Raw genomic sequence first — 25,267 nt, forward strand, 5'->3', positions numbered from 1 at the left:
GGGACGGGCCTGAAGGGGGACTTGCGATGATTGGTGCTCTACGCGTACCCCTGACTGCGCCGCGTAGGCTGTTTTCCGGCCCGTGCTTCCTGTATAGCCCCGTGAGGTGTTCCGTGTCCCCGCGTCGCAACCGACCCAAGGGCAGTGAGTCGTCCGGCCGGAGCGCCGAGGACGACCGGCCGGGCCGGTACGGCGGCTGGGAGTCGAGGGAGAGCTGGCGGGGCGAGGAGTGGAACGTGCGGCACGTGGCCGGGGCCAGTGCGCAGGGCAAGATGTACCGCTGCCCCGGCTGCGACCAGCTGATCCCCTCCGGCGTCCCGCACGTCGTCGCCTGGCCGGACCACTCGGGCGTCGACGAACGGCGCCACTGGCACAAGGCCTGCTGGAACGCGAAGGACCGCCGCACCACACGGGTGCAGCGGTCCAGGAACGCACCGAAGTTCTGACGGGGCAGTTTGACGGAGCCCTCAGACGTCCCGCTTCTCCAGCAAGGCGTAGGCGCCGACGAAGGCCGCGGCCGTCACGCCGAGGACGATCCACAGCGGGTCCCAGCCGGAGGGGCCGGTGTCGGTGAGGGAGTTGGAGTAGAAGACGCTGAGCTGGTTCGGGATCGAGTACTCGAACAGGGCTTCCTGCAGATCCCGCAGCGACTGCGAGAACATGAACAGCGCGATGACCAGCGGGGCCAGGACGAGGCCGATCATGATGGTGATGGCGCCCGCCGAGTGCCGGATGATCGAGCCGATGATGAGCGAGAGCAGTCCGAGCAGCGCGATGTAGAGGGACACACCGAGCGTGCCCTTCAGCCATTCTGCGCTGGACGGATCCCGCGCGTCGGTCACCATGCCCACCTGGGCGACGGCCACGAACGTGGTCGCCACCAGCGACACCACGAACGCCACCGTGAAGAACACGATCGCCTTCGCCGCCATGACCCGCCCGCGCGAGGGGCACGCGGTCATCGTCGTACGGATCATGCCCGTGCCGTACTCCGAGGCCGTGGTCAGCACACCGAGGGTGATGATGCACATGACGCCGAGGAGCACTCCGAAGAAGCCCAGGGCCAGCGGGTTCTCGTCGCCCAGGCCGCTGTCGGCCGCGTTGGCGACCAGTGCGCCGGCCGCCAGCCCGATGCCGACGACGAGCAGCACGAACACGCCCAGCGTCCACATCGTGGAGCGCACCGACCGGATCTTGGTCCACTCCGAGGCGAGGGCGTGCCCGAGGTGCGTCCGGACGACGGGGATCGGCGAGGTGTAGGTCGGGTACGGCGAACCGGGGGCAGCCTGCCACGCGGGCGCGGCCTGCTGCGTCGGGGGCTGGGGCGTGCTCATCGGGCGTCCTCGGGCTTGGTCGGGGCGGCGGCGGGCTGCGCGGGGGCGGCGGGGGGCTGGGCGGGCGCGGCAGCGGGCTGCTGGGGTGCGGGCGCCGACTGGGCAGGCGCGGGCTGCTGAGCCGGCGGCGCGGGCTGGGCGTACGGGTTGGGCTGTCCCGCGCCGGGGGCGGCTCCGGGCGCGGCAGGAGCGCCGTACAGGCCCTGTCCCTGTCCCTGCGCGGTCGGCGGGGCGAACGGCTGCCCGCCCTGCTGGGGCGGCGGCGGAGCGTACCAGCCGGGCTGGCCCTGGCCCGGCACCGGCATCGGCGGCTGCGTGCCGGGCGGCAGGGGCTGCATCAGCCCCTCCTTCTGGTCGACCGTCGAGCGGTAGTCGACGGCGCCCTGCGTCATCCGCATGTACGCCTCCTCCAGCGAGGCCTGGTGCGGCGACAGCTCCCACAGGCGTACGTCCGACTCGTGCGCGATGTCGCTGATGCGGGGCAGCGGCAGCCCGGTCACCCGCAGCGCGCCGTCCTGCTCGGGCAGGACGTGCCCGCCCGCCTCGGTGATCGCGGTGGTCAGCTTCTCGCGCAGCTGCGGCTCGGTGTCGGGCGTGCGCACGCGCGCGAAGTCGGCGGAGTTCGCCGAGATGAAGTCCGTGATGCGCATGTCGGCGAGCAGCTGCCCGCGGCCGATCACGATGAGGTGGTCGGCGGTCACCGCCATCTCGCTCATCAGGTGCGAGGAGACGAAGACCGTACGGCCCTCCGCCGCGAGCGCCTTCATCAGGTTGCGCACCCAGAGGATGCCCTCGGGGTCGAGGCCGTTGACCGGCTCGTCGAACAGCAGCACCTGGGGGTCGCCGAGCAGCGCGGCGGCGATGCCGAGGCGCTGGCCCATGCCGAGGGAGAAGTCCTTGGAGCGCTTCCTGGCCACGTCCTGCAGGCCGACCACGCCGAGCACCTCGTCCACGCGGCGGGCCGGGATGCCGGACAGCTGGGCGAGGCAGAGCAGGTGGTTGCGGGCGGCCCGGCCGCCGTGCACGGCCTTGGCGTCGAGCAGCGCGCCGACCTGGCGGGGGGCGTTGGGCAGCCTGCGATAGGGGTAGCCGCCGATCGTCACCTGCCCCGAGGTGGGGTTGTCCAGGCCCAGGATCATCCGCATCGTCGTCGACTTGCCCGAGCCGTTCGGCCCGAGGAAGCCGGTGACGGCCCCGGGCCGCACCTGGAAGGAAAGGTTGTACACAGCGGTCTTGTCGCCGTAGCGCTTGGTCAGGCCGACTGCCTCGATCATGCTCCGCACCCATCAAAGGTTCAGGACAGCGGGGCACACGCCCCCCGTAAGGGTTAGGAGGATATCCGGGTACTGACGGTTCCCTTCAAGATGAAGCAAAACCGTAAGGTTCAGGCGTCCCGTTTCTTCAGCAGTACATAACCGCCCACAAGCGCCACGACCACCCACAGGGCCATGATCGCGAGCCCGCCCCAGGGGCCGTACGGGGCGTCGTCGTCGACCGGTGTGACCACCTGCATGATCTTGCTGCCAGCCTGGTCGGGCAGGTACTGGCCGATCTTCTTCGTCGCCGAGACATTGCCGAGGATGTTGGAGATCAGGAAGAAGAACGGCATCAGGATGCCCAGCGACAGCATCGGTGAGCGCAGCATCGCGGCGACGCCCATCGAGAACATCGCGATGAGGGTCATGTAGACCCCGCCGCCGATGACCGCGCGCAGCACGCCCGGGTCGCCGATGGAGGCCTTGAGGTCGCCGAGCATCGCCTGGCCCAGGAAGAACGTGACGAAGCTGGTGACGAGGCCGACGGCCAGGCAGAGGCCGGTGGCGACCGCGATCTTGCTGACCAGGAAGGTGCCGCGCTGCGGCACCGCGGCCAGCGAGCTGCGGATCATGCCGGTGCTGTACTCGTTCGAGACGACGAGCACACCGAACACGATCATCGCCAGCTGACCGAGGCTCATGCCCGCGAAGCTGATGAAGGTCGGGTCGAAGGAGAGCTGGTCCTGCCGGTCCATGTTGTCGAACTCGCTCTTCGACAGGGCCGAGATCAGGATGCCGAGGCCGATGGTGACCACCACGGCGAGGGAGAGCGTCCAGACGGTGGACGCGACGGAGCGGATCTTCGTCCACTCGGAGCGGATGACCTGGGTCGCCGCCATGCTCAGGCCTCCCTGTTCCAGCCGTTGCCCCACGGTTCTTGCCGGGGGGCTTCGGAGTGGGCGTGGTATTCCACCGATTCGGCGGTCAGCTGCATGAAGGCCTCCTCCAGCGAGGCCTGCTGCGGGCTCAGTTCATGCAGCACGATCTGGTGCTGCGCGGCCAGCTCGCCGATCTGCTCGGACTTGCTGCCGTCCACCTCGAGGGTTCCGTTGCCGGTCTCCACGACGGTGACCCCGGCTCCGTGCAGCACATCGAGCAGCCGCTCGCGCTGCGGGGTGCGGATCCGGACGTACGACCGCGAGTTGCGCGCGATGAAGTCGGCCATGGTGGTGTCGGCGAGCAGCCGGCCCTGGCCGATGACGACGAGGTGGTCGGCGGTCAGCGCCATCTCGCTCATCAGGTGCGAGGAGACGAAGACCGTACGGCCCTGCGCGGCCAGCGACTTCATGAAGTTGCGGATCCAGTGGATGCCCTCCGGGTCGAGCCCGTTGACCGGCTCGTCGAACATCAGGATCCGCGGGTCGCCGAGGAGCGCGCCCGCGATGCCGAGCCGCTGGCCCATGCCCATCGAGAAGCCCTTGGTCTTCTTCCGCGCGACCGCCGTGAGTCCGACCGTCTCCAGCACCTCCCGCACCCGGCTGCTCGGAATGCCGTTGCTCTGCGCGAGGCACAGCAGGTGGTTGTAGGCGCTGCGCCCGCCGTGCCAGGCCTTGGCCTCCAGCAGGGCGCCGATGTACGTCAGCGGGTCCTTCAGCTGGTCGTAGTGCTTGCCGTCGATGCGGACGTCCCCGGCGGTGGGGTGGTCGAGCCCGAGAATCATCCGCATGGTGGTGGACTTGCCCGCACCGTTCGGCCCGAGGAACCCCGTGACGATTCCTGGTCTGACGGTGAAGGAGAGGTTGTTGACCGCCACCTTCTCGCCGTACCGCTTGGTCAGCCCCTCGAGCTCAATCATGCGGCAACGCTAAATCGGGCGTTCGGCGGATGCCACCCGGACTGGCAAACCGAGGCCGACGGATATGGCAACAATCGCCAAAGCCGTCACCCACGATGCGGATGTGACAAAGGCCCGCACCCCCTGCCCTGGGGATGCGGGCCTCGGCCGACTAACTCACTCGCTCACCGGGTCTGCTGAGCCGGCACCCCGCGGGAGATCGGCTCGTCCTCGGCGGCGGGCGCACCGGTCGCGGCGACCGCGGCACCGGTGAGGGTCGCCAGCATCTCGCGGACGTTCGTCAGCTGGGCGTTGATGCTGTCGCGACGGTTGGTGAGGGCGGCCAGCTCGCGCTCGGATTCCGAACGGATGCGGTCGGCCTTGGCGTTGGCGTCGGCCACGATGTCCTCGGCCTGGCGCTGAGCCGTCTCCACCGTCTGGCGGGCGCGGCGCTCGGCGTCCGTGCGCAGCTTCTCCGCCTCCAGACGCAGCTGCTCCGCGCGGTGCTCGATCTCGGCGAGGCGCTTCTCGGCCTTGGCCTGACGGGACGCCAGGTCGCGCTCGGACTGCTCGCGGCGCTTGGCGAGGTTCGTCTCGAAGTCGGCGGCGGCCTGCGCGGCCTTGGCGCGGGTCTCCTCGAAGAGGGCGTCCGCCTCCTCGCGCTTGGACTGCGCGTCCTTCTGCGCCTCGGCACGCAGCTGGGCGGAGTCACTCTTGGCCTTCTCGACGATCCGGACGCCTTCGTCCTCCGCCTTGGCCTTGCGCTCCGCAGCGAACGATTCTGCGTCGTTGCGGACCTGCTGAGCCGACGACTCGGCGAGTTCGCGGTGCTGTTCGGCTGCGCGGCGGGCCTCCTCGCGCAGATCCTTGGCCTCTTCCTCGGCGAGGCGAAGGATCTTCTCGACTCGCGCGCCGAGGCCGGCGTACGACGGCTCGGCGTCGTTCACCTGAGCCTGGGCGTTCTGCGTTTCGAGGTGGAGCTCCTCGATGCGCTTTTCCAGAGCGGTGATGCGGGCGAGAGCGCTGTCACGGTCGGAGACGAGCTTGGAGATCCGTTCGTCCACCTGAGCGCGGTCGTACCCACGCCGCACAAGCTCGAAGCCGTAGGGGGAAGTGTCGCTCATGGGGTTCCTGTCGAAAGAGACCGGTGAGGTGATAGGTGGAATCCTAGGGGCCGAAGCGGTGTGTCATCGAGCGGATGCGTGTTTGATCTGGAGAATGACACCCCTTTTGGGTGGCTAACCCTCAGACGGCTTGCCAAAGACTTGGTCAAAGGCCCCAGAAGACACCGAAACTCCTCGACTGCGCTAGCTCTCCGGCGACTTGCCACCCGATCGGGGGGCGCCGACCGTCGCACCCGCCTTGACCGCGCCGTCCTTGCCCGCGGACGGCGCTTCGAAGGACTCGAGCGCCTCCAGGACGTCCTGCACGCGGGAGATCTCGGCGTTGATGTCCTCACGGCGCCGCACCAGCGTCTCCAGCTCGCGCTTGCCCTCCTCGACCGTCCGCTTCGCCTCGCGGATCGCCTCGGCCTTGAGCTCCTCGGCCTCCCTGACGAGCGTCGCCTTCTTCTGCTCGGCCTCCTTGAGCAGCCCCTCGGCCTTCTTGACCGCGGCGATACGGACCTTGCCCGCCTCGGAGTTGGCCTCCGAGACCAGCTCCTTGGCCTTCGCCTGCGCCTTGGCGAGCTGTTCCTCGGCGGCCTTGATGAGCGCGTCGCAGCGGTCGCCCGCCGACTTCATCGTCTCGGCCGACTCACGGCGGGCCCGCTCGTGCAGCTCCTCGATCTCCGTCGTGATGCGGTCGCGCAGCTCCTCGGCGCGCTCCCGGATCGCGGTGGCGTCCCGGCGGGCGCCGACGAGCAACTCGTCCGCGTCCGTACGGGCCTTCTCCACCATCCCGTTGCCCTCGACGGTCGCCTCGGACACCAGCCGGTCGGCCTCGCTGCGGGCCGCGCCGACCATCGTGTCGGCCTGCGCCTCCGCCTCGGCCGTCGTCTTGTGCGCCTGCTGCTGCGCCTCGGTGAGCAGCTTGTCCGCCTCGGCCGTGGTCTCCGTGATGAGCTTGTCGACCTGCTCGGCCGCCTCGGAGCGCCGCTTGTTGGACTCCTTGCGGGCCTCGTCGAGGGCGCGCTCGGCCTCCTCGCGTGCGCCGTTGACCAGCCGCTCGGCCTCGGCTTCGGCCTCCGCCTTGACCCGCGCCGACTCGGCCCGGACCCGCTCGGCGTGCTGCTGGGCCGCGCCGACGGTGTCGGCGGCCTCCGCGCGCAGCCGCTCCGCTTCGCTGGTCGCGTCCGACAGCCGCTGCTCGGCCTGGGCGGCCGTCTCATTGGCCAGCCGCTCCGCCTCGGACCGCGCCTCGGTGATGAGGGTGTCCGCCTGCGTCGCCGCGTCCGACCGGATGCGGTTGGCGTCCTCGCGGGCGTCCGCCCGGGTGCGCGAGGCGTCCTGCTCGGCCTGCTCGGTGAGGTCCGACACCTCGGTGCGCACCCGCTGGGCGTGCTCGGCCGCGTCCGAACGCAGCCGCTCCGACTCGGCGATCGCCTCCGAAACGGTGCGCTCCGCAAGGGACTTGGCGGCCTCCGTCTCCTCGGCCGCCTCGCGCCGGACACGGCCCGCGTCCTCGCTGGCCCGCTCCCGCTCGGCGTAGGCGTCCGTGCGAACCCGGTCGGCCTCCTCCTGCGCCTCGCGCCGGGTACGGTCCGCCGCGTGCTCGGCGGCGGAGCGCAGCCCGGTGATCTCCTCCTGGGCCTGCTCGTGCAGCCCGACGACCGAGTCCCGTACCTGCTGGGCGTGTTGCTCGGCGGCCGACACCATCTCGTTGGCGCGCCGGTCGGCCTCCTCGATCAGCCGGAGCGCCTCGGTCTGCGCCTCCTCCACGCGGTTGCGCGCGGAGGCCAGCAGCTCCTCGCTCTGCTCGCGGGCCCGCTGCCGCTCCTGGTCCGCCTCCTGGCGCGCGGAGCCGAGGAGTTCCTCGGCCTCTCGGCGGCGCCGGGCGGCCTCCTCCTGGGCGGCGGCCAGCGTCTCCGTGGCCTCCGTGCCGAGCCGCTCGGCGGCGGCCTGTGCCTCTGCCCGTACCCGGTCGGCGGTGTCCTGGGCCTCCGACTTCAGCCGCTCGGCCTCCGCCGCGGCCTCCGACCGCAGGCGTACGGCGATGGCCTCGCCCTCCGCGCGGGAGGCGGACGCGTCCGACGCGGCCTCGTCCCGCAGCCGCTCGGCCTCCGCCTCGGCCTGCGCCTGGAGCGTACGGATCCGCTCGGCGGCCTCGGAGCGCAGCCGCTCCGTCTCCTCGGCGGCCTCCCGGCGGATCCGCGCGGCCTCCTCACGGGCGTCGGCCAGCGCCTGCTCTGCCGCCGCGAGCCGCTCCTCGGCCTCCGTGTGCAGCAGGGTCAGTCCCTCGGCGGCCTCGGCGCGGCGGGCCTCTATGGCGCGCTCGGTCTCCTCGCGCAGCTCACGCGAGGCCTGCTCGGCGTCCGCCTTGATGCCCTCGGCCTGCTCGACGACCTCCTCGCGGTGCCGCTCGGCCTCCTGGCGGGTGCGCTGCAGGGTCTCCTCGGCCTGGCGGCGCAGCGTCGTCGCCCGCTCGATCGCCTCCGTACGGACCTTCTCGCTGTCCGACTGGGCGGTCTGGCGCAGCTCGTCGGCGTCGGCCTTCGCCTTGGAGAGCAGCTCCTCGGCGGTCTTGGCCGCCTCCTCGATCTGCTGGACGGCCTCCTTGCGCGCCTCCGCGCGGATCTTCTCGCCCTCGGCCACCGCGTCGGCGCGCAGCTGCTCGGCCTCGCCGCGCAGCCGGCGGGCCTCCTCCTGCAGCTCGACCGTCTTGGCGCGGTACTCCTTGGTGTCGTCCTTCGCCGAGCCCTTGAGCTGCTCGGCGATGTCGTGCGCCTCGGCGCGCAGCCGGTCGGCCTCGGCCTCCGCCTCGCGGCGGATCCGCTCGGCCTCCTCGGCAGCCGCCTTGGTGGTGTTCTGCGCGTCCTCCTGCGCCTTGTTGAGGACGTCCTCGGCGGTCTTGGCCGCCTTCGACAGCTGGGTCGCGCTCTCCTCGGCGGTGAGGGTGCGGGCCTTCTCGGCGGCCTCCTCGACGATCCGCTCGGCCTCGGCACGGGCGTCCGAGACGATCTGTTCGGCGTCCGACTTGGTGGTCTCGGCCTCCTTGGTGGCCTCGCTGACCAGCCGGGCGACCTGCTCCTTTGCCGTACGCGTGCGCTGCTCGTTGGCCGCCTCGGCGCTGGAGAGGGCCTTGGCGGCGGCCTCCTTGGCCTCGGTGAGCACCTTCTCGGCCTCGGCCTGCGCCGTGCGCAGCGCCTTCTCGGCCTCCGCCATCCGCTGCTCGGCGGCCCGGCTCATCTCGGTGGCCTGGCGGCGGGCCGACTCCGACTCGTTCGTCGTGGAACTGCGCAGCTGCTCGGCGTGGTCCGTGGCCTCCTGGGCCTGGGTGGACGCCGCGTTCAGCAGCCGCTCGGCGTCCGTGCGGGCCCGGCGCAGCAGCTGCTCGGCCTCCGCGCGGGCCGTCTCGGCCTCGCTGGTCAGCCGCTGCCGGGCCTCGGCGGTGAGCCGCTCGGCCTCGGCGCGGGCGGTGGCCATGGCCTTCTCGGCCTCCGCGCGGGACTCCTCGAGGAGCCGGCGGGCCTGCTGCTCGCTGCGGGCGCGCAGCTGCTCGGCCCATGCCACGTTCTCGTTGACGTGCGACTCGACGGTCTGCCGGCGCTCGGCCAGCTCCTGGTCGAGCTGCTGGCGGCGGGTGACCGCCTCCTGGTGCAGCTCCGCCTGGAGCCGGGCGGCCTGCTCGGCGTGCTCCTGGAGGATCCGCTGGGTCTGCGCCCGAGCCTGGCTCATCTCCCGCTCGGCGTCGAGCCGCAGCTGGTCGGCCTGCATCTGGGCGTTGCGCAGCAACTGCTCGGCCTGGTAGCCGATGTCGCCGCCCTCGTAGGCGGGCCGGGACATGAGGGTGCGCCGCGCCTCGTGCAGCTTGGCGCGCAGCACCTCGACCTGGTAGCCGAGGTCCTCGGCGTGCTGGATCGCCTTTTCCCGCTCGGTCTTCAGCCGATCCATCTCGGCCTCGAACCGAGAGAGGTGGTCGACGTCAGCCGCCGGCTCTCGCTCCTGGCTTTCGTAGCCCCGCACTGCGCGGTCCCATCCGTCCCCTGGTCGCAAGTCTCTCCAAACGAGCACCGTCCATCCGCCGAACGGGGCCCCCGGGGAATGGTGTCAGATCAACGGCGGAGCACGGGCTGCCGCCCCGACGCTCGCCCCCCGAAACCCGGACCCCGGCCAGCGGTCACCACAGGGTTGAGCGGCGACCGCCCCCAACCCTACCGGCCCATATGTACGGGGGTCAGTGCTCAGGTGACTCAACAGGCGCCGAAGTGACCAGTTCTGTCAGGACGCCATGGCAATCCTTGGGGTGCAGGAACGTGATCCGTGACCCCATGGAGCCGCGTCGGGGCTCTTCGTAGAGCACGCGTACGCCCTTGTCCTTGATGTCCGCGGCGTCGGCGTCCACATCCGCCGTGCCGAAGGCGATGTGGTGGACGCCCTCCCCGTTCTTCGCCAGCCACTTCGCGACGGTCGAGTCCTCGCGGGTGGGCTCCAGGAGCTGGAGGTAGGACGCCCCGCCGTCGGACGTATCGTTGATCTTGAGCATGGCCTCGCGTACGCCCTGCTCCTCGTTGATCTCGGAGTGGAACACCTCGAAGCCATAGGTGGCCCGGTAGAACTCGACGGTCTTGTCGAGGTCGAAGCAGGCGATCCCGATGTGGTCGATTCGCGTCAGCATGAAGTCAGTGCAGCGCTACGGGAGCGGTTACGCAACGTGCGCGCGATCACACCGACTGCCGGATGACGCGGTGGACTACCGCTCAGTACATTCGAAGTAAACCCTCGTTCACTCCTCAGCTGTGCAGCTGAAAGGGGATCGCACCTCATGTCTGGAACGAACACCACGACATCCGTCATCGTCGCGGGTGCCCGCACTCCGATGGGTCGGTTGCTCGGCTCTCTCAAGTCGTTCTCCGGGGCCGATCTTGGCGGCTTCGCGATCAAGGCCGCCCTCGACCGTGCGGGGATCGGCGGCGACCAGGTGCAGTACGTGATCATGGGCCAGGTGCTCCAGGCCGGGGCAGGGCAGATCCCGGCACGCCAGGCCGCGGTCAAGGCGGGCATTCCGATGAACGTCCCGGCGCTCACCGTCAACAAGGTGTGCCTGTCGGGCCTCGACGCGATCGCGCTCGCGGACCAGCTGATCCGCGCCGGCGAGTTCGACGTGATCGTGGCCGGCGGTCAGGAGTCCATGACCAACGCACCCCATCTGCTCCCGAAGTCCCGTGAGGGATACAAGTACGGGGCGATCGAGATGCTCGACGCCATGGCGTACGACGGTCTGACCGACCCGTGGGAGAACGTCCCCATGGGCCAGTCGACCGAGAAGCACAACACGAAGCTGGGCATCGCGCGCCCCGAGCAGGACGAGATCGCCGCCCTGTCCCACCAGCGCGCCGCGGCCGCCCAGAAGAACGGCGTCTTCGAGGCCGAGATCACCCCGGTCGAGATCCCGCAGCGCAAGGGCGAGCCGGTCGTCTTCAGCGAGGACGAGGGCATCCGCGCCGAGACGACGGCCGAGTCGCTGGGCAAGCTGCGCCCGGCGTTCGCCAAGGACGGCACGATCACCGCGGGTTCGGCCTCGCAGATCTCCGACGGTGCGGCGGCCGTGGTCGTGATGAGCAAGACCAAGGCGCAGGAGCTGGGCCTCGAGTGGATCGCCGAGATCGGCGCCCACGGCAATGTGGCCGGTCCGGACAACTCGCTCCAGTCGCAGCCGTCGAACGCGATCCTGCACGCCCTGAAGAAGGAGGGCCTGGAGGTCGCGGACCTCGACCTCATCGAGATCAACGAGGCGTTCGCGGCGGTCGCCGTCCAGTCAATGAAGGACCTCGGAGTGTCCAGCGAAAGGGTGAACGTCAATGGTGGCGCGATCGCCCTGGGCCACCCGATCGGCATGTCGGGCGCCCGCCTCGTGCTGCACCTGGCGCTGGAGCTGAAGCGCCGGGGTGGCGGTGTCGGCGCGGCCGCGCTGTGCGGCGGCGGCGGGCAGGGTGACGCGCTCGTCGTGCGGGTACCCAAGGCCTGATGTCGATTTCGTAGGCGAGCTGAACGGAGCTGTGATGCAGGACGTCTCCACTCTGGTGGCCCAGGCCAGAGAAGGCCGGCCGCGGGCCGTGGCCCGGCTGATCTCCCTGGTGGAGGGGGCGTCCCCGCAGCTGCGCGAGGTCATGACGGCGCTGGCCCCGTTGACGGGCAACGCGTACGTGGTCGGCCTCACCGGCTCGCCGGGTGTCGGCAAGTCGACATCGACGTCGGCGATGGTGACGGCGTATCGCAAGCAGGGCAAACGGGTCGGCGTGCTCGCCGTCGACCCGTCCTCGCCGTTCTCCGGCGGCGCCCTGCTCGGCGACCGCGTCCGTATGTCGGAGCACGCCTCCGACCCCGGCGTCTACATCCGCTCCATGGCGACGCGCGGCCACCTGGGCGGCCTCGCGTGGTCCGCGCCGCAGGCGATCCGCGTCCTGGACGCGGCCGGCTGCGACGTGATCCTGGTCGAGACCGTCGGCGTCGGCCAGTCGGAGGTCGAGATCGCCTCGCAGGCGGACACGAGCGTGGTCCTCCTGGCCCCCGGCATGGGCGACGGCATCCAGGCGGCCAAGGCCGGAATCCTGGAGATCGGCGATGTGTACGTCGTCAACAAGGCCGACCGCGACGGCGCCGACGCGACCGCCCGCGAACTGAACCACATGCTGGGCCTCGGCGAGTCCCGGGGCCCGGGCGACTGGCGCCCCCCGATCGTCAAGACGGTCGCCTCCCGCGCCGAGGGCATCGACGAGGTCCTCGAAGCGCTGGAGAAGCACCGCGCCTGGATGGAGGAGCACGGCGTCCTCGCCGAGCGCCGGCTCGCCCGCGCCTCCCGCGAGGTCGAGACCATCGCCGTCACCGCCCTGCGCGAACGCATCGGCGACCTCCACGGCGACCGCCGCCTGAGCGCGCTGGCGGAGCGGATCGTGGCGGGGGAGCTGGATCCGTATGGGGCGGCGGACGAACTGGTGGCGGGGATCACGGCGGGCTGACGGTCGGAGCCGCGCCCCGAAGGGGCGCGGGGCTGTATCGATATGCGGCTCCGCCGCGCGGGCGCGACCAGCCACGACGGACCCGCAGCCGAACGACGGCCAAGCGTTCGTCAGTCGTCGTCGTGGTCGTCGTCAGCGCGGTCGTCCCGGTCGTCACTGCGGTCGTCGTCCGAGTCCGCCGTGACCTTGCCCGTCTTCAGGTCGACGCGCCAGTCGTGGTCGACCCTGCCCGAGCCTGTGCTGACGTCCCAGCCCTTCGCGCGGCCGTCGTCGTCGAGGTCCACGTCCGTCACCGTTCCCTTGGCGGCGGCGGCCTCGGCGGCCTGCGCGGCGGTCACGGAGGTGCCCTTGAGGGCGGCGCGTACGCCGGCGGTGTCGTCGTCATCGTCCTCGCGCCCGGTGTGGGAGCCGAGGACCTTGCCGTCGGCCGGGTCGATGCGGACCTGGTGCCAGGTGTTGTCGTCGGCGAGGATGCCGACCTTCCACCCGGCCGGACCGTCGTCCCCGTCGTCCCCGTCGTCGTCACGGTCATCGTCCAGTTCGGCGGAGACCGCGGTGCCCGGGGCTTCCTTGAGGGCGGCGGCGATCGCGTCGGCGGCGGTCACGGTGCCGGACTCGACGCGCGGCGCGGCGTCGTCGTCCCGTGCCACGGTCGCGTCCTTCTGCCGTGCGGGCGCGTCGTCGTCCCCCGTGACCGCGAGTGCCGTGGCCGTACCGCCTCCGATCAGTGCGGCGGCCGTGACGGCGGCGATCACGATGTTGCGCTTCATGCTGATTCCTCCTGAGTCGTTTGCGTTCGACGGGAATCAATCTCGCTGACCGACGCTGAGGGGAACCTGAAGCCGCCTGAAGAGATCTTCAGCTTGGCTTTGTCACGCTGTACGCATGCGCCTGTTGATCGTGGAGGACGAAAAGCGGCTCGCCCTGTCGCTCGCCAAGGGCCTGACGGCCGAGGGCTACGCCGTCGACGTCGTCCACGACGGCCGCGAAGGCCTGCACCGGGCGACCGAGGGGACGTACGACCTGGTGATCCTCGACATCATGCTCCCCGGCCTCAACGGCTACCGCGTCTGCGCCGCCCTGCGCGCCGCCGGCCACGACGTGCCGATCCTGATGCTCACCGCGAAGGACGGCGAGTACGACGAGGCGGAGGGCCTCGACACGGGCGCGGACGACTACCTCACCAAGCCGTTCTCGTACGTCGTCCTGGTCGCCCGGATCAAGGCCCTGATGCGGCGACGGCAGGGCGCCGGCGCCTCGCCCGTGCACGTCCACGGCGAGCTGAAGGTCGACACCGCCGCCCGCCGGGTCTTCCTGGCCGAGGACGAAGTCACCCTGACCGCCAAGGAGTTCGCGGTCCTGGAGCAGCTCGTGCTGCGGGCCGGAGAGGTGGTGTCCAAGGCCGAGATCCTGGAGCACGTCTGGGACTTCGCGTACGAGGGCGACCCGAACATCGTCGAGGTGTACGTCAGCACCCTGCGGCGCAAGCTGCGCGCCGGGCTCATCCGGACGGTGCGCGGCGCCGGCTACCGGCTGGAGACGGCGTGAGACGACGGCTCTTCGGCTCCGTACGCTCCCGGGCGACGCTCGGCGCCACCCTCGTCGTCGCCGTGGCACTGCTCGCGGCCGGGACCGCCGTCCTGCTGTCCCTGCGGTCCAACCTCGTCGGCGAGGCGGGCACGCAGGCCGAGCGGTCCGCGCGGGAGGTGGCCGCCGACCTCGCGGCCGGGACGGCGTACGACCAGCTCTCCCTGGACGACGACCAGCCGGTCCAGGTCGTCGACGCGGACGGCAGGCTCGTCGCGGCCAGCGAGAAGCTGGAGCGGATCAGCGGGACGGGCACGGACGCGGTACGGCCGCAGACGCCGGGGCGCAGCCCGGCGGCGGGCGACGACGACGATGACGACGACGCCGACGACCAGTCCCTGGAACCCGGTGAGATCGGCCGGAATGCCAAGTTCCACGACGGTTCCGCGACCATCGAGGGGGAGACGGCCGAATACCGGTTCGCCGAGGTCCCTGTGGAGGTGCCGGGCAAGGGCGCGCTGACCGTCTACGCGGGCGCCCCGCTGTCCGCCGAGCAGAGCGCCGTCAACACCGCGCTGACCGTCATGCTGATCGGCTTCCCGCTGCTGCTCGGCGTCGTCGCGGGCGTGACCTGGCTGGTCACCCGGCGCGCGCTGCGCCCGGTCGAGGGCATCCGCGGTGAGATGGCCGCGATCACCGCCTCCGAGGACCTGGCACGCCGCGTGCCGGTGCCGGACACGCACGACGAGGTGGCCAGGCTCGCCCGGACGACGAACGAGACGCTGGCCGCCCTGGAGGCCTCCGTGGAGCGCCAGCGGCGGTTCGTCGCCGACGCCTCCCACGAGCTGCGCAGCCCGATCGCGTCGTTGCGCACCCAGCTGGAGGTGGCCGCCGCCCACCCGGAGCTGCTGGACCTGGACGGGGCGGTCGCCGACACCGTACGGCTGCAGCACCTGGCCGCCGACCTGCTGCTGCTGGCCCGGCTCGACGCGGGGGAGGGGCCGGCCGGCACCCGGGTGGACCTCGCCGCGCTGGCGCGGGAAGAGGGCGCGGGCCGGGCAGGTGTGACGGTCGAGGCCGCCGATGCGGTGGAAGTGGCCGGATCACGCGGGCAGTTGGGGCGGGTGCTGGCCAATCTGCTGGACAACGCTCAGCGGCACGCCGGATCGGCGGTCACCGTGGCCGTACGGCGGGACGGAGACCGGGTGGTGGTCGAGGTCGCCGACGACGGTGACGGGGTGCCGGAGGCCGACCGGGAGCGGATCTTCGAGCGGTTCGTACGGCTGGACGCCGCCCGCAGCCGTGACGACGGCGGCGCGGGGCTGGGCCTCGCCATCGCCCGGGACGTCGCCGTACGCCACGGCGGCACGCTCACGGTGCGGGACGCACCGGCAGGCGGAGCCCTGTTCGCACTCCGCCTGCCGCTTGCCTGATCAGGACGTCAGGGGCGCCCTCGCTGCCCGCGCAGGTGCTCTGCGATCGGCTTCAGCGCCTTGTCGAGCTCGGTCAGTGCCTCGGGGGACAGCAGATCGATGAAGTGCCTCCGCACAGACGCCACATGATGGGGCGCGACCTTCTGCATCGTCTCCATGCCGTGCTCGGTCAGCACCGCGTACAGCCCGCGGCGGTCGGACTCGCAGTTCTCGCGCCGCACCAGGTCCGCGTTCTCCATGCGGGTGATCTGGTGTGAGAGGCGGCTCTTGGACTGGAGGGTGGCGGACGCGAGGTCGCTCATCCGCATCCGTACGCCCTCCGACTCGGAGAGATTCACCAGGATCTCGTAGTCGTTCATCGTCAGGCCGAACGGCTGCAGGTCCTTCTCGAGCTGGTACGTCAACAGCCTGTTGACCTCCAGGTGGGTGCGCCAGGCGCACTGCTCCGCATCGGTCAGCCAGCGCGTGGCCGTCTCGGTCTCCATGAATGAAGTCTACCTAAAATGTTGAAAGGCGAACTAGTGAGGGTGGTGTGACTGCGTGCACGCGTTCGACGTCACACTCCGCAGACTACCGCTCACAGCCCGAAGCGACGCTGGAGGTCCCCCAGCTGTCCGGGAAGACGCGGTGCGCCGGCTTGCTGTCCGGGCCCTGTCTGTCCCCCATGGCCACCGGGTACGCCGGCCTGCTGCGGGACCGCCCCCGTGGCCTGCTCGGCCATCAGGGTCTCGGTGGACTGCAGCAGGACCGTACCCGCTCCCACGAACTCGAACTGATGCTCCTCTCCGGAGGCCCCGCCGAGGCCCGTCATCGCACGTAGACCGCCCATCAGGCCCGTCATATAGCCGTGGTCGTAGTGATGGCACGGCGACGGGCAGTCGGCCCAGCCGACGAGCGCCTGCGGGTCCACCCGGATCGGCGGTTCCATGAACACCACCGGGCCGTTAGATGCGGCTATGAACTTGCCGGTTCCGATCAGCGTCAGAAAACCCGGAACGATCGACTGCTTGAGCGCGAGACTTGGCTGAAAAGCGAGGAGGTTGCCCGAGCGAATGGTCAAGTTGCCGTTCTCGAGGTCGTACGGATTCACGTCGAAGGCCCGGTCGGCGAGGAGCATCTTGCCCGAGCCCTCCGCCACGACCCAGTCGCTCGCGTGCAGAGGCGAATGAAACGACGTACGGACAAGACGGTCCAAACGGCCGTGCCCGATGCCGTTGAAGTCGATCGAGCCGTAGTAGGCGATCATCTTCCCCTTCTGCAGGAACCACTGGGAGCCCTTGAGCTCCACGCAGAAGGTGTACGCGTTCACGTTGTCGTCGGCGGGCAGGGTCATCGGGTCGTGGACGACGACGCCCGGGGTTCCGTAGGTCACAGCTTCTCCTCCGAGGCCTGGACGTACACCGCGCCGTTGCCGCTCAGCTCCAGCTGGAACGCCTCGCCGGAGCCGCGGCCCACCATGTCCCGCCAGCCCAGCGCGGTCGACAGCTTGTTGCGTACGTCGCCGTGGTGGGCGACGTACGCCTGCGGGTCGACATGGACGGGCCGCTGGGGGGTGATCGGTATCTCGAAGACACCGCCGTGCGCCATCACCGCGACCGCGCCCTGCCCCTTGAGGGTGGTGGTGAACAGTCCCTGGCCCGACACCTGGCCCCGCACCATGCCCATCACGCCGCCCTGCGACCCCAGGAACATCGTCCCCTGCTGAAGCGTGCCCTCGAAGGCGAGCAGCCGGTCCGCCTCCACGCACAGCGTGTCGCCGGCGAGGTTGATCACCTGGACGTGGTGGCCGCCGTGCCCGAACAGCACCGTGCCGCTGCCCTCGACGGTCATCAGCGGCGTGTCCTCATTGGCGACCCGGCGCCCGATCATCGACATGATCCCGCCCTGGCCCCCGGCCGTGTTGGGCGTGAAGGACACCTCGCCCTTGTAGGCGAGCATGGCCCCGCGCTGACTGAACAGCCGCTGCCCCGGCATCACAGTCGCCTCGACCATCTTCGAGTTGACCTCACGGAAGCCCATGTCACACATCCCCCGCGACGGTGTTCCGCTCACTGGGCTGGACATACACGAGCCCATCGCCCTCGAAGCGGATCTGGAAGGCCTCACCGCCGCCCTCGCCCATGAACGTGCGGAACGTCACACCCGACTGGAACGACTGCCGCAGATTCCCCTGATGCGCCACATAGGCCCCCGGGTCGACGCTCAGCGGATACTGCGGACTCACCCGCAGCGCCACAGCCGGCCCGTCGGACATGATCGCCGCCTGACCGTGCCCCTCGACGGTCGTGGTGAACAGCCCATTGCCCTGCGAGGCGCCGCGCACCCCGGTGAAGGACGTGCCCGTCCGCAGCCCGGAGTCGGTCGCCAGCAGGTTGCTGGACTCCACGAACAGCTTGTCCCCCTGGAGACTCACGAGGTTGATCTCGGACGCCCGGTCCGCGAACCAACAGGTCCCCTGCCCCCTCACCTCCATCACCGTCATCTGCTCCCCGGTGATCCGCCGCGTCACCATCCCGCGGATGCCCTCACCGCCGCCGCTCAGCTTCTTGAAGGCCATCTGCCCGTCGTACGCGACCATCGAGCCGTTCTTCGCCTTCACGGCGTCCCCGGTCATGTCGACGGCGAGCACCTTGCTGCCTTGAAGTCGGAACATCGCCACGGTGTGAAGGTAGCCGCAGCCGGTGTCCCGCCAACAGGCCCCACGGGTGGAGATCGACCCTGACCGCACCCCTAAGGGCGGAGCGGGCCGCACCCCCGGCCACGCGCACCCACAGCCGTTTGCCACAATGGGAGGACGTTTGTGCTCGTGTTCACAAGCAGTCGACGCCTCTCCCACCGAAGGTGACCCGTGGACCTCAAGACCGCCGCCGCCCTCCGCCGCCTCCGCCTCGTCTCGGTCCCCGAGGCGGTGTCGTTCCTGCTCCTGCTCGTCTGCTCGGTGCTGAAGCGGACCACCGAATTCGACGCCGTACGCCCGATGGGCATGATCCACGGCGCCCTCTTCATCCTGTACGTGATCTTCTGGGCGGACGCCTGGAACCGTACGAAGTGGTCCACGAAGACCGCCGCCCTGTACTTCGTCCTCTCCGTCCTCCCGGCCGGCGGCTTCTTCGCCGAGCGCAAGCTCAAGCGCGAGGCCGAGAACGCGGTGATCGCCTCCCGCGCCCGCAAGGAAGGAATCGTGAACGCGTGATCGTCGCCTTCTCCGTGACGCCGCTGGGCGTCGGCGAGGACGTGGGGGAGTACGTCGCCGACGCCGTCCGCGTGGTCCGCGAGTCCGGCCTGCCCAACCGTACGGACGCGATGTTCACCTCCGTCGAGGGTGACTGGGACGAGGTCATGGACGTCGTCAAGCGAGCGGTCGCCGCCGTAGAGCAGCGCGCCCCGCGCGTGTCCCTGGTCCTCAAGGCGGACATCCGCCCCGGCGTGACCGACGGTCTCACCTCCAAGGTGGAGACGGTGGAGCGACACCTGGCCGAATAGCCGGCACGCACGTCAACAGCGAACCCCGGCCCGACAAGGGCCGGGGTTTTCTCGTCCCCTCTCTTTGAGCGATCGCTCAAAAAACTGCTAGGCTCCCGCCCCAGACAGTTTGAGCACCCGCTCAAAAACCTGCTCACACCACGCTCACCAGGGGGAAGAACGATGGGTCTCTCCATAGAGGCATTCATACGCGCCGAACTCGACGACCTCTGGACCCACACCCAGGACCCCTCCCAGCACCAGCGCTGGGACCTCCGCTTCACCGAGATCGACTACCTCCCACGCGCCGAGGGCGAGCCGCAGCGCTTCCGCTACGCCACGCGCGTGCTGCCCTTCCTCACCATCGCCGGCACCGGCGTCTCGGCCGGCGAGAAGGAACGCCCCGACGGCACCCGCACCTCGGCCCTGCGCTTCGCCTCCCGGCACCCCCTCTCCCTGCTCGCCGAGGGCAGCGGCTACTGGCGTTACGTCCCCGACGGCGACGGAGTCCGCTTCCTCACCGGCTACGACTACCGCCCCCGCTGGGGCGCCCTCGGCGCACTGGCCGACCGCCTCGTCCTCCGCCCCCTGATGGGCTGGGTGACGGCATGGTCCTTCGACCGCCTCCGCCTCTGGCTGGAGCGCGGGATCACCCCCGAGCGAGCCCTCCTGAACTGGCTGGCGGAAATGACCGTACGAGCCCTGATCCTCACGCTCTCGGCCACGGCCCTGCTCAAGGCCTCCTCCCTCACCCTCTTCGGCCCGTTCGCGCCGACGATGGCGTACGTCTACCCCCTCTTCCTGACGCTCGCCATCTGCACGGCCCTCCTCAAGTCCCCCCTCGCCTGCACGCCCGCCGCCCGCCGCTGCCTGCGCACCCCACCCACGCGCGCGGGTGCCCCGCGTGTCCTGCGCACGCTGAAGGAGCTGTCATGACGTCGATCTTCCGCACCGTGATGGGCACGGACTTCGACCGCCTGCACCCCCAACTACAGCGCCGCTTCTCGGTCGGCCTCTCAACCGGCGAGGCATGCACGGGCCAAGGCGTCATGCACCGCATCTGGCACGGCGGCCCCTGGCTCAAACCCTTCCTCGCGCTCGGCACCACCCGGAACATACTCGTCCCGCGCACCGGCCGGAACGTCCCCTTCACCATCGAGAACGTCCCCTACGTGGACACCTACGGCCGTGAGACGGTGACCTTCGTGCGCACCTTCGACCTGCCCGGCGGCCCCCGCCGATTCGACGCCCAGATGGTGCTCAGCCCCAAGGGCGACCGCATCCTCGACTACCTCGGCACCCACCAGCACCTGGCCACCGACCTCCACTTCACAGCGGAGCCCGACGGCTCCCTCCTCATCAGCTCCGGCGAACACCGCTTCCGGGAGGGCCCGGTGGACGTACGCGTCCCCGAACTGATCGGCGCGACGGCGCAGGTGCGTGAGAGTTACGACGACGACACGGCCCGCTTCCGCATCCAAGTCCAGGTCGTGAACCGCTACTTCGGCCCGCTGTTCGGCTACGAGGGCTCATTCAGGGCGACGTACACGAACACACAACGATGCGATGTACGCCCCGGACTCCGCCCCGTCCGCGAGGAGTGCCGCGCATGAGCCCCGAGACGGCGAAGTCCCTCGAGACCAAGACCAAACTCCTCGAGGGCGCGCTGCGGACGCTCACCGAGCAGGGCATCGCCAAGACCTCGGCCCGCACGGTGGCGGCCGCCGCCGGGGTCAATCAGGCGCTGGTCTTCTACCACTTCGGTTCGGTGGACGAGTTGCTGGCGGCGGCGTGCAGATACGGCGCGGAGCAGACAGTGGCGCGCTACCGCCCCCGCCTGGCCACCGTCACGTCCCTCTCCGAACTCCTCACCGTCGGCCGGGAAATCCACGAACAGGAACGCGCCGGAGGCCATGTCGCCCTCCTCGGCCAGCTCCTCGCCGGCGCCCAGACCCACGAGAACCTCGGCCCGGCCACGGCGGCGGGGCTCGACCTGTGGATCGTCGAGATCGAGAACGTCCTCACCCGCGTCCTGACGGCGACACCCTTCGGCGAGTTCGCGGACCCCGCGGGGCTGGCGCGCGCGGTCGCCGCGTCCTTCGTAGGCATCGAACTGTACGAAGGGGTGGACGCGGTGGGGGCGACCGCGGCGCTGGACGCCCTGGAACAACTCGGCTTCCTCCTGGGCGCGTTGGAGGAACTCGGCCCGGTCGCCCAGCGAGCAGTACGCCACCACCTCCGCCGAACCAGCCGCCGCTGACGCCCCGGCACGATGGCTGGGGCGGGGGTGGGTCGCGCAGCCCGGCGCTGACGGGGTGCCGCCTGCGCCCACCCGTGCCGCCCCAGGCGGCACGCATGCCCGCAGCTGGGGCGGCGGAGATCGGGCCGCCCGCAGTCGCCTACGCGCCCGGGCGGCCCGGCGTCCTGCCGCGCATGCCACCACGGACCCGCGGTCGCCCGTGGGCGGGGCGCCGCGTATGCAACCACGGACCCGCGGTCGCCCGCGGCGGGAAGGGGACGCGGTGGGGGTGTCCGCCCGCAGCGGTTGTCGCGTCAACACGGGCACCTCACCAGCAGACCGAGCCGCGACGTTCCGAGGACGGACACCCCCACCGCGGCCCCGACCCCACCACCAACCGAACGCGCTACGCGCACCCCCACCCACCCGCACCCCCCGCCGGGAGGCATCACACCCAAGCCCCCACCCACCGTCTCGTACTCTTGAGCCCGTGCAGGAACTCCACGACGCCCCCCTCGCCCCCCTGACCACCTTCCGCCTGGGCGGCCCCGCCGCTCGCCTGGTCACCGCGACGACCGACGCCGAGGCGGTCTCCGTCGTACGGGAAGCCGACGACAACGGAACGCCCCTGCTGCTCATCGGCGGCGGCTCGAACCTGGTCATCGGCGACAAGGGCTTCGACGGCACGGCCCTGCGCATCGCCACCCAAGGCTTCGACCTCACCGGCACCACCCTCGAACTGGCCGCCGGCGAGGTATGGACGGACGCAGTCGCCCGCACCGTAGACGCCGGACTCGCCGGCATCGAGTGCCTGGCCGGCATCCCCGGCTCGGCAGGCGCGACCCCGATCCAGAACGTCGGCGCGTACGGCCAGGAGGTCTCCTCGACGATCACAGAGGTCGTCGCCTACGACCGAACGACCCGCGAGACGGTCACCCTCCACAACACCGACTGCGCCTTCTCGTACCGCCACAGCCGCTTCAAGGCAGCCCCCGAGCGCTACGTCGTCCTACGCGTCCGCCTCCAGCTGGAGGACGCCGACGGCCTCTCCGCCCCCATCAAGTACGCCGAGACGGCCCGCGCCCTGGGCGTGGACCCAGGCGACCGCGTGCCCCTCACCGCCGCCCGCGAGACCGTGCTCAAGCTCCGCACCGGCAAGGGCATGGTCCTGGACCCCGAGGACCACGACACCTGGTCCGCCGGATCCTTCTTCACCAACCCGATCCTCACCGACGCGGAATTCGCCGAGTTCCACGCGCGCGTGCACGCCCGGCTCGGCGACGGCGTGGAGCCGCCCGCCTATCCCGCGGGCGACGGCCACACCAAGACCTCCGCCGCCTGGCTGATCGACAAGGCCGGCTTCACCAAGGGCTACGGCACCGGCCCGGCCCGCATCTCCACCAAGCACACCCTCGCCCTCACCAACCGCGGCGACGCGACCACCGAGGACCTGCTGGCGCTCGCCCGTGAGGTCGTCGCCGGTGTTCGCGAGGCCTTCGGGATCACGCTGGTCAACGAACCGGTGACCGTGGGCGTGACCTTGTAAGGGCCAGCGTCAGTAGGTCACGTGGGGGTCAGTAGGCGACCCCCACCCCCTGCTTCACCGCCCCCGGCTCGTCCGTCATCGCCAGCATCGCGTGGGCCACGTCCGCGCGGCCGATGAAGCGGCCCTTGGCCGGAGTGCCGCCGACGACCATGCGGTACCTGCCGGTGAGCGGCTTGTCCTGGAGCCGGGGCGGTCGCACCGAGGTCCAGTCGACCGCGCTGCGGGCGAGCTCCGCCTCCATCTCCCTGAGGTCGTCGTAGACGTCCTTCAGGACCGCGGAGACCAGACCCCGCATGGCGCGATCGAGAGGGCCGTCCCCCTCCGGCGCGGGCCCGACCGGAGCCGCGCTCACCACCAGCAGCCGCCGCGTGCCCTCCGCCTCCATGGCCCGCAGCACCGTGCGCGTGAGACGGGCGGCGACCCCGGCGTCCTTACGGCTCCGCGCGCCGAGACCCGAAAGAACCGCGTCCCGGCCGGTCACCGCGGGACGCAGCGCTTCCGGATCGGTGACGTCCGCCCGGAACACCTCCAGACCGGCGCCCCTCACCGCAAGCCGCGCGGGATCCCGTACGACCGCCGTCACCTGGTGCCCGGCGGTCAGCGCCTGCCGGACGATCTCCTGCCCGATGCCGCCGGTGGCACCGAAAACCGTGAGGTTCATGGGTGGTTCTCCCGTCTCCGCAATGCCGTCTCTCTGGGTGGGTGAGTGTTCACTCACCCCACCTCACTCCAGAGTGGGTAAGTACTCACCCACCCGTCAACCCCGGTAAGGTCCGCCCTCGTGGAATCCGTGCAGAAACCCGCCCGCGAACCCGCCCGCGAACCCACCCGCGTCCGCATCCTCGACGCCGCCCACGAGCTGATGCTCACCCTCGGCCTGGCCCGCGCCACCACCAAGGAGATCGCCAAGGCGGCCGGCTGCTCGGAGGCCGCGCTCTACAAGCACTTCGCGAGCAAGGAGGACCTGTTCATCCGCGTCCTCGCCGAGCGTCTGCCCCGCCTCGGCCCCCTGCTGACCAGCCTCGCCGCCGAACCGGGCGGGCACACGCTGGAGGAGAACCTCACCGAGATCGCCCGCCAGGCCGCCCTGTTCTACGAGCAGAGCTTCCCGATCGCCGCCTCGCTGTACGCCGAGACCCAGCTGAAGCGACGGCACGACGACGCGATGCGGCAGATGGGCATGGGGCCGCACAAGCCCATCGAGGGCCTGGACGCCTACCTCCGCGCGGAGCGGGACGCGGGCCGCGTCCGCGCCGACGCCGACACCTTCGCGGCCGCGTCCCTGCTCCTCGGCGCCTGTGCCCAGCGCGCGTTCGCCTACGACGCCACACCGGAAGGCGTACGGCCGCCCCTGGACACCTTCGCCCGGCGGCTCGCCCGCACGCTCCTGGCCGGCGTCACCGCATGAGGCGCACCGCGTGAGCTACGCCGTCAGCCAGTCGTCGATGCCCGACAGCAGCTTGCGCCGCACATCCTCCGGCGCCGCGGACGCCCGTACCGACTGGCGGGCCAGCTCCGCCAACTCGGCGTCCGTGAAGGCGTGGTGGCGGCGGGCCAGCTCGTACTGGGCGGCCAGCCGGGAGCCGAAGAGCAGCGGGTCGTCGGCGCCCAGCGCCATCGGGACGCCCGCCTCGAACAGCGTCCGCAGCGGGATGTCCTCCGGTTCCTCGTAGACACCGAGGGCCACATTCGACGCCGGGCACACCTCGCAGGTGATCCCCCGGTCGGCGAGCCGCTTCAGCAGCCGCGGGTCCTCCGCCGCCCGTACGCCGTGCCCGATCCGGTTCGCGTGCAGGTCGTCCAGGCAGTCCCGCACCGACGCCGGGCCGGTCAGCTCACCGCCGTGCGGAGCCGACAGCAGGCCGCCCTCGCGCGCGATGTGGAACGCGCGGTCGAAGTCCCGCGCCATGCCCCGCCGTTCGTCGTTCGACAACCCGAAGCCGACCACACCCCGGTCCGCGTACCGCACCGCCAGCCGGGCCAGCGTGCGGGCGTCCAGCGGATGCTTCATCCGGTTCGCGGCGACCAGCACCCGCATCCCGAGCCCGGTCTCCCGCATCGCCGAGTCGACCGCGTCCAGGATGACCTCCAGCGCCGGGATCAGACCGCCCAGCCGAGGGGCGTACGACGTCGGGTCGACCTGGATCTCCAGCCACCCCGAGCCGTCCTTGATGTCCTCCTCCGCGGCCTCCCGCACCAGCCGCTGGATGTCCTCGGGCTCCCGCAGACACGAGCGCGCCGAGTCGTACAGCCGCTGGAAGCGGAACCAGCCCCGCTCGTCCGTAGCCCGCAGTCTCGGCGGCTCCCCGCCCGTCAGCGCATCGGTCAGCGCCTCGGGCAGCCGCACGCCGTACTTGTCGGCCAGCTCCAGCAGGGTGGTGGGCCGCATCGAGCCGGTGAAGTGCAGGTGCAGATGGGCTTTCGGCAGCTCAGAGACATCACGTACACGCTCCATCCCAGGATCCTGCCGTACGTTCCCGCCCTCCCGGTAGCGCTTTCCCCGTTAGTGGTCTTGCTCGC

The 25,267-nt window shown here is 70.9% G+C and carries 26 protein-coding genes; 12 read left to right on the forward strand and 14 right to left on the reverse strand.

Going from position 1 to position 25,267, the window contains the following annotated elements:
- Positions 1-113 precede the first annotated feature (113 nt).
- Positions 114-446, forward strand: a complete 333-nt coding sequence (locus tag KCH48_RS11205) for an ATP/GTP-binding protein (protein ID WP_210572632.1) — start codon at positions 114-116, stop codon at positions 444-446.
- 21 nt (positions 447-467) lie between these two features.
- On the opposite strand, the gene KCH48_RS11210 is transcribed toward KCH48_RS11205, so the two are convergent.
- From KCH48_RS11210 to mce, 7 genes are all read right to left on the reverse strand, one after another.
- Positions 468-1,334, reverse strand: coding sequence for an ABC transporter permease (locus tag KCH48_RS11210; protein ID WP_210572635.1), 867 nt, complete (start codon positions 1,332-1,334; stop codon positions 468-470).
- Positions 1,331-2,608, reverse strand: coding sequence for an ABC transporter ATP-binding protein (locus KCH48_RS11215; protein ID WP_210572638.1), 1,278 nt, complete (start codon positions 2,606-2,608; stop codon positions 1,331-1,333). The genes KCH48_RS11210 and KCH48_RS11215 overlap by 4 nt, the downstream gene beginning before the upstream one ends.
- Before the next feature lie 110 nt (positions 2,609-2,718).
- Positions 2,719-3,489 carry an ABC transporter permease gene (locus KCH48_RS11220; protein ID WP_210572641.1) on the reverse strand — a complete coding sequence of 257 codons (771 nt, stop codon included), beginning with the start codon at positions 3,487-3,489 and terminating at the stop codon, positions 2,719-2,721.
- 2 nt (positions 3,490-3,491) lie between these two features.
- On the reverse strand, positions 3,492-4,445 hold the full coding sequence (locus KCH48_RS11225; protein ID WP_210572644.1) for an ABC transporter ATP-binding protein: 954 nt from the start codon (positions 4,443-4,445) through the stop codon (positions 3,492-3,494).
- Positions 4,446-4,609: 164 nt separating this feature from the next.
- A complete protein-coding gene (locus KCH48_RS11230) occupies positions 4,610-5,548 on the reverse strand; it encodes a cellulose-binding protein (protein ID WP_210572646.1) in 939 nt (312 codons plus the stop codon).
- Between the two features lie 183 nt (positions 5,549-5,731).
- On the reverse strand, positions 5,732-9,547 hold the full coding sequence (scy, locus tag KCH48_RS11235) for a polarized growth protein Scy (RefSeq protein WP_307840860.1): 3,816 nt from the start codon (positions 9,545-9,547) through the stop codon (positions 5,732-5,734).
- Between the two features lie 211 nt (positions 9,548-9,758).
- A complete protein-coding gene (gene mce, locus KCH48_RS11240) occupies positions 9,759-10,199 on the reverse strand; it encodes a methylmalonyl-CoA epimerase (protein ID WP_210572649.1) in 441 nt (146 codons plus the stop codon).
- A gap of 147 nt (positions 10,200-10,346) precedes the next feature.
- Between mce and KCH48_RS11245 the strand changes: the two genes are divergently transcribed.
- A complete protein-coding gene (locus KCH48_RS11245; RefSeq protein WP_210572650.1) occupies positions 10,347-11,549 on the forward strand; it encodes an acetyl-CoA C-acetyltransferase in 1,203 nt (400 codons plus the stop codon).
- 34 nt (positions 11,550-11,583) lie between these two features.
- Positions 11,584-12,540 carry a methylmalonyl Co-A mutase-associated GTPase MeaB gene (gene meaB / locus KCH48_RS11250; protein ID WP_210572656.1) on the forward strand — a complete coding sequence of 319 codons (957 nt, stop codon included), beginning with the start codon at positions 11,584-11,586 and terminating at the stop codon, positions 12,538-12,540.
- Between the two features lie 110 nt (positions 12,541-12,650).
- Here the strand turns inward: meaB and KCH48_RS11255 are convergent, their stop codons facing one another.
- Entirely contained in the window at positions 12,651-13,310 is a 660-nt protein-coding gene (locus KCH48_RS11255) for a PepSY domain-containing protein (RefSeq protein ID WP_210572659.1), read from the reverse strand.
- A gap of 115 nt (positions 13,311-13,425) precedes the next feature.
- Between KCH48_RS11255 and KCH48_RS11260 the strand changes: the two genes are divergently transcribed.
- Both KCH48_RS11260 and KCH48_RS11265 read left to right on the forward strand, forming a co-directional pair.
- On the forward strand, positions 13,426-14,088 hold the full coding sequence (locus KCH48_RS11260; protein ID WP_210572661.1) for a response regulator transcription factor: 663 nt from the start codon (positions 13,426-13,428) through the stop codon (positions 14,086-14,088).
- On the forward strand, positions 14,085-15,500 hold the full coding sequence (locus KCH48_RS11265) for a HAMP domain-containing sensor histidine kinase (RefSeq protein ID WP_210572663.1): 1,416 nt from the start codon (positions 14,085-14,087) through the stop codon (positions 15,498-15,500). Before KCH48_RS11260 ends, KCH48_RS11265 begins: the two co-directional genes overlap by 4 nt.
- Before the next feature lie 8 nt (positions 15,501-15,508).
- Here KCH48_RS11265 and KCH48_RS11270 read toward each other — a convergent pair whose 3' ends face one another.
- The 4 genes from KCH48_RS11270 to KCH48_RS11285 form a co-directional block, all read right to left on the reverse strand.
- Positions 15,509-15,985, reverse strand: a complete 477-nt coding sequence (locus KCH48_RS11270) for a MarR family winged helix-turn-helix transcriptional regulator (protein WP_210572664.1) — start codon at positions 15,983-15,985, stop codon at positions 15,509-15,511.
- 92 nt (positions 15,986-16,077) lie between these two features.
- Positions 16,078-16,833 (reverse strand): AIM24 family protein, encoded by a 756-nt coding sequence (locus KCH48_RS11275; RefSeq protein WP_210572975.1) that lies wholly within the window; start codon positions 16,831-16,833, stop codon positions 16,078-16,080.
- A 35-nt stretch (positions 16,834-16,868) separates the two neighbouring features.
- Positions 16,869-17,519, reverse strand: a complete 651-nt coding sequence (locus tag KCH48_RS11280) for an AIM24 family protein (RefSeq protein ID WP_210572665.1) — start codon at positions 17,517-17,519, stop codon at positions 16,869-16,871.
- Position 17,520: 1 nt separating this feature from the next.
- Positions 17,521-18,153: an AIM24 family protein gene (locus KCH48_RS11285; RefSeq protein ID WP_210572666.1), complete on the reverse strand. Its 633-nt coding sequence runs from the start codon at positions 18,151-18,153 to the stop codon at positions 17,521-17,523.
- Positions 18,154-18,348: 195 nt separating this feature from the next.
- Here KCH48_RS11285 and KCH48_RS11290 point away from each other — a divergent pair, with 195 nt between their 5' ends.
- The 6 genes from KCH48_RS11290 (at position 18,349) to KCH48_RS11315 (ending at position 22,747) form a co-directional block, all read left to right on the forward strand.
- Positions 18,349-18,693, forward strand: a complete 345-nt coding sequence (locus tag KCH48_RS11290; RefSeq protein ID WP_210572668.1) for a DUF3817 domain-containing protein — start codon at positions 18,349-18,351, stop codon at positions 18,691-18,693.
- Positions 18,690-18,983, forward strand: a complete 294-nt coding sequence (locus KCH48_RS11295) for an MTH1187 family thiamine-binding protein (protein ID WP_210572670.1) — start codon at positions 18,690-18,692, stop codon at positions 18,981-18,983. The genes KCH48_RS11290 and KCH48_RS11295 overlap by 4 nt, the downstream gene beginning before the upstream one ends.
- 162 nt (positions 18,984-19,145) lie before the next feature.
- Complete coding sequence (locus tag KCH48_RS11300) at positions 19,146-19,898, forward strand: hypothetical protein (RefSeq protein WP_210572671.1); 753 nt, start codon at positions 19,146-19,148, stop codon at positions 19,896-19,898.
- Positions 19,895-20,575 carry a DUF4166 domain-containing protein gene (locus KCH48_RS11305; protein ID WP_210572672.1) on the forward strand — a complete coding sequence of 227 codons (681 nt, stop codon included), beginning with the start codon at positions 19,895-19,897 and terminating at the stop codon, positions 20,573-20,575. Before KCH48_RS11300 ends, KCH48_RS11305 begins: the two co-directional genes overlap by 4 nt.
- Complete coding sequence (locus tag KCH48_RS11310) at positions 20,572-21,222, forward strand: TetR/AcrR family transcriptional regulator (protein WP_210572675.1); 651 nt, start codon at positions 20,572-20,574, stop codon at positions 21,220-21,222. Before KCH48_RS11305 ends, KCH48_RS11310 begins: the two co-directional genes overlap by 4 nt.
- Before the next feature lie 469 nt (positions 21,223-21,691).
- Complete coding sequence (locus tag KCH48_RS11315) at positions 21,692-22,747, forward strand: UDP-N-acetylmuramate dehydrogenase (RefSeq protein ID WP_210572677.1); 1,056 nt, start codon at positions 21,692-21,694, stop codon at positions 22,745-22,747.
- Positions 22,748-22,775: 28 nt separating this feature from the next.
- Here KCH48_RS11315 and KCH48_RS11320 read toward each other — a convergent pair whose 3' ends face one another.
- The gene (locus KCH48_RS11320) at positions 22,776-23,408 is read right to left on the reverse strand and encodes an NAD(P)-dependent oxidoreductase (protein WP_210572680.1); all 633 of its coding nucleotides are present in this window, start codon (positions 23,406-23,408) and stop codon (positions 22,776-22,778) included.
- 120 nt (positions 23,409-23,528) lie between these two features.
- On the opposite strand from KCH48_RS11320, the gene KCH48_RS11325 reads away from it, so the two are divergent.
- Positions 23,529-24,155 (forward strand): helix-turn-helix domain-containing protein, encoded by a 627-nt coding sequence (locus KCH48_RS11325; protein WP_307840861.1) that lies wholly within the window; start codon positions 23,529-23,531, stop codon positions 24,153-24,155.
- A 15-nt stretch (positions 24,156-24,170) separates the two neighbouring features.
- Here the strand turns inward: KCH48_RS11325 and KCH48_RS11330 are convergent, their stop codons facing one another.
- Complete coding sequence (locus tag KCH48_RS11330; RefSeq protein ID WP_210572682.1) at positions 24,171-25,202, reverse strand: adenosine deaminase; 1,032 nt, start codon at positions 25,200-25,202, stop codon at positions 24,171-24,173.
- Positions 25,203-25,267: the final 65 nt, after the last annotated feature.

This window comes from Streptomyces sp. GESEQ-4, assembly GCF_017948455.1.
Lineage (GTDB): Bacteria > Actinomycetota > Actinomycetes > Streptomycetales > Streptomycetaceae > Streptomyces.

Excerpts from the sequence above, each read along its gene's own strand:
- KCH48_RS11210 (WP_210572635.1), bottom strand. The coding sequence starts at position 1,334 with ATGAGCACGCCCCAGCCCCCGACGCAGCAGGCCGCGCCCGCGTGGCAG.
- KCH48_RS11215 (WP_210572638.1), bottom strand. The coding sequence starts at position 2,608 with ATGATCGAGGCAGTCGGCCTGACCAAGCGCTACGGCGACAAGACCGCT.
- KCH48_RS11220 (WP_210572641.1), bottom strand. The coding sequence starts at position 3,489 with ATGGCGGCGACCCAGGTCATCCGCTCCGAGTGGACGAAGATCCGCTCC.
- KCH48_RS11225 (WP_210572644.1), bottom strand. The coding sequence starts at position 4,445 with ATGATTGAGCTCGAGGGGCTGACCAAGCGGTACGGCGAGAAGGTGGCG.
- KCH48_RS11230 (WP_210572646.1), bottom strand. The coding sequence starts at position 5,548 with ATGAGCGACACTTCCCCCTACGGCTTCGAGCTTGTGCGGCGTGGGTAC.
- mce (WP_210572649.1), bottom strand. The coding sequence starts at position 10,199 with ATGCTGACGCGAATCGACCACATCGGGATCGCCTGCTTCGACCTCGAC.
- KCH48_RS11245 (WP_210572650.1), top strand. The coding sequence starts at position 10,347 with ATGTCTGGAACGAACACCACGACATCCGTCATCGTCGCGGGTGCCCGC.
- meaB (WP_210572656.1), top strand. The coding sequence starts at position 11,584 with ATGCAGGACGTCTCCACTCTGGTGGCCCAGGCCAGAGAAGGCCGGCCG.
- KCH48_RS11255 (WP_210572659.1), bottom strand. The coding sequence starts at position 13,310 with ATGAAGCGCAACATCGTGATCGCCGCCGTCACGGCCGCCGCACTGATC.
- KCH48_RS11260 (WP_210572661.1), top strand. The coding sequence starts at position 13,426 with ATGCGCCTGTTGATCGTGGAGGACGAAAAGCGGCTCGCCCTGTCGCTC.
- KCH48_RS11270 (WP_210572664.1), bottom strand. The coding sequence starts at position 15,985 with ATGGAGACCGAGACGGCCACGCGCTGGCTGACCGATGCGGAGCAGTGC.
- KCH48_RS11275 (WP_210572975.1), bottom strand. The coding sequence starts at position 16,833 with ATGACCCTGCCCGCCGACGACAACGTGAACGCGTACACCTTCTGCGTG.
- KCH48_RS11280 (WP_210572665.1), bottom strand. The coding sequence starts at position 17,519 with ATGGGCTTCCGTGAGGTCAACTCGAAGATGGTCGAGGCGACTGTGATG.
- KCH48_RS11285 (WP_210572666.1), bottom strand. The coding sequence starts at position 18,153 with ATGTTCCGACTTCAAGGCAGCAAGGTGCTCGCCGTCGACATGACCGGG.
- KCH48_RS11300 (WP_210572671.1), top strand. The coding sequence starts at position 19,146 with ATGGGTCTCTCCATAGAGGCATTCATACGCGCCGAACTCGACGACCTC.
- KCH48_RS11305 (WP_210572672.1), top strand. The coding sequence starts at position 19,895 with ATGACGTCGATCTTCCGCACCGTGATGGGCACGGACTTCGACCGCCTG.
- KCH48_RS11310 (WP_210572675.1), top strand. The coding sequence starts at position 20,572 with ATGAGCCCCGAGACGGCGAAGTCCCTCGAGACCAAGACCAAACTCCTC.
- KCH48_RS11320 (WP_210572680.1), bottom strand. The coding sequence starts at position 23,408 with ATGAACCTCACGGTTTTCGGTGCCACCGGCGGCATCGGGCAGGAGATC.
- KCH48_RS11330 (WP_210572682.1), bottom strand. The coding sequence starts at position 25,202 with ATGGAGCGTGTACGTGATGTCTCTGAGCTGCCGAAAGCCCATCTGCAC.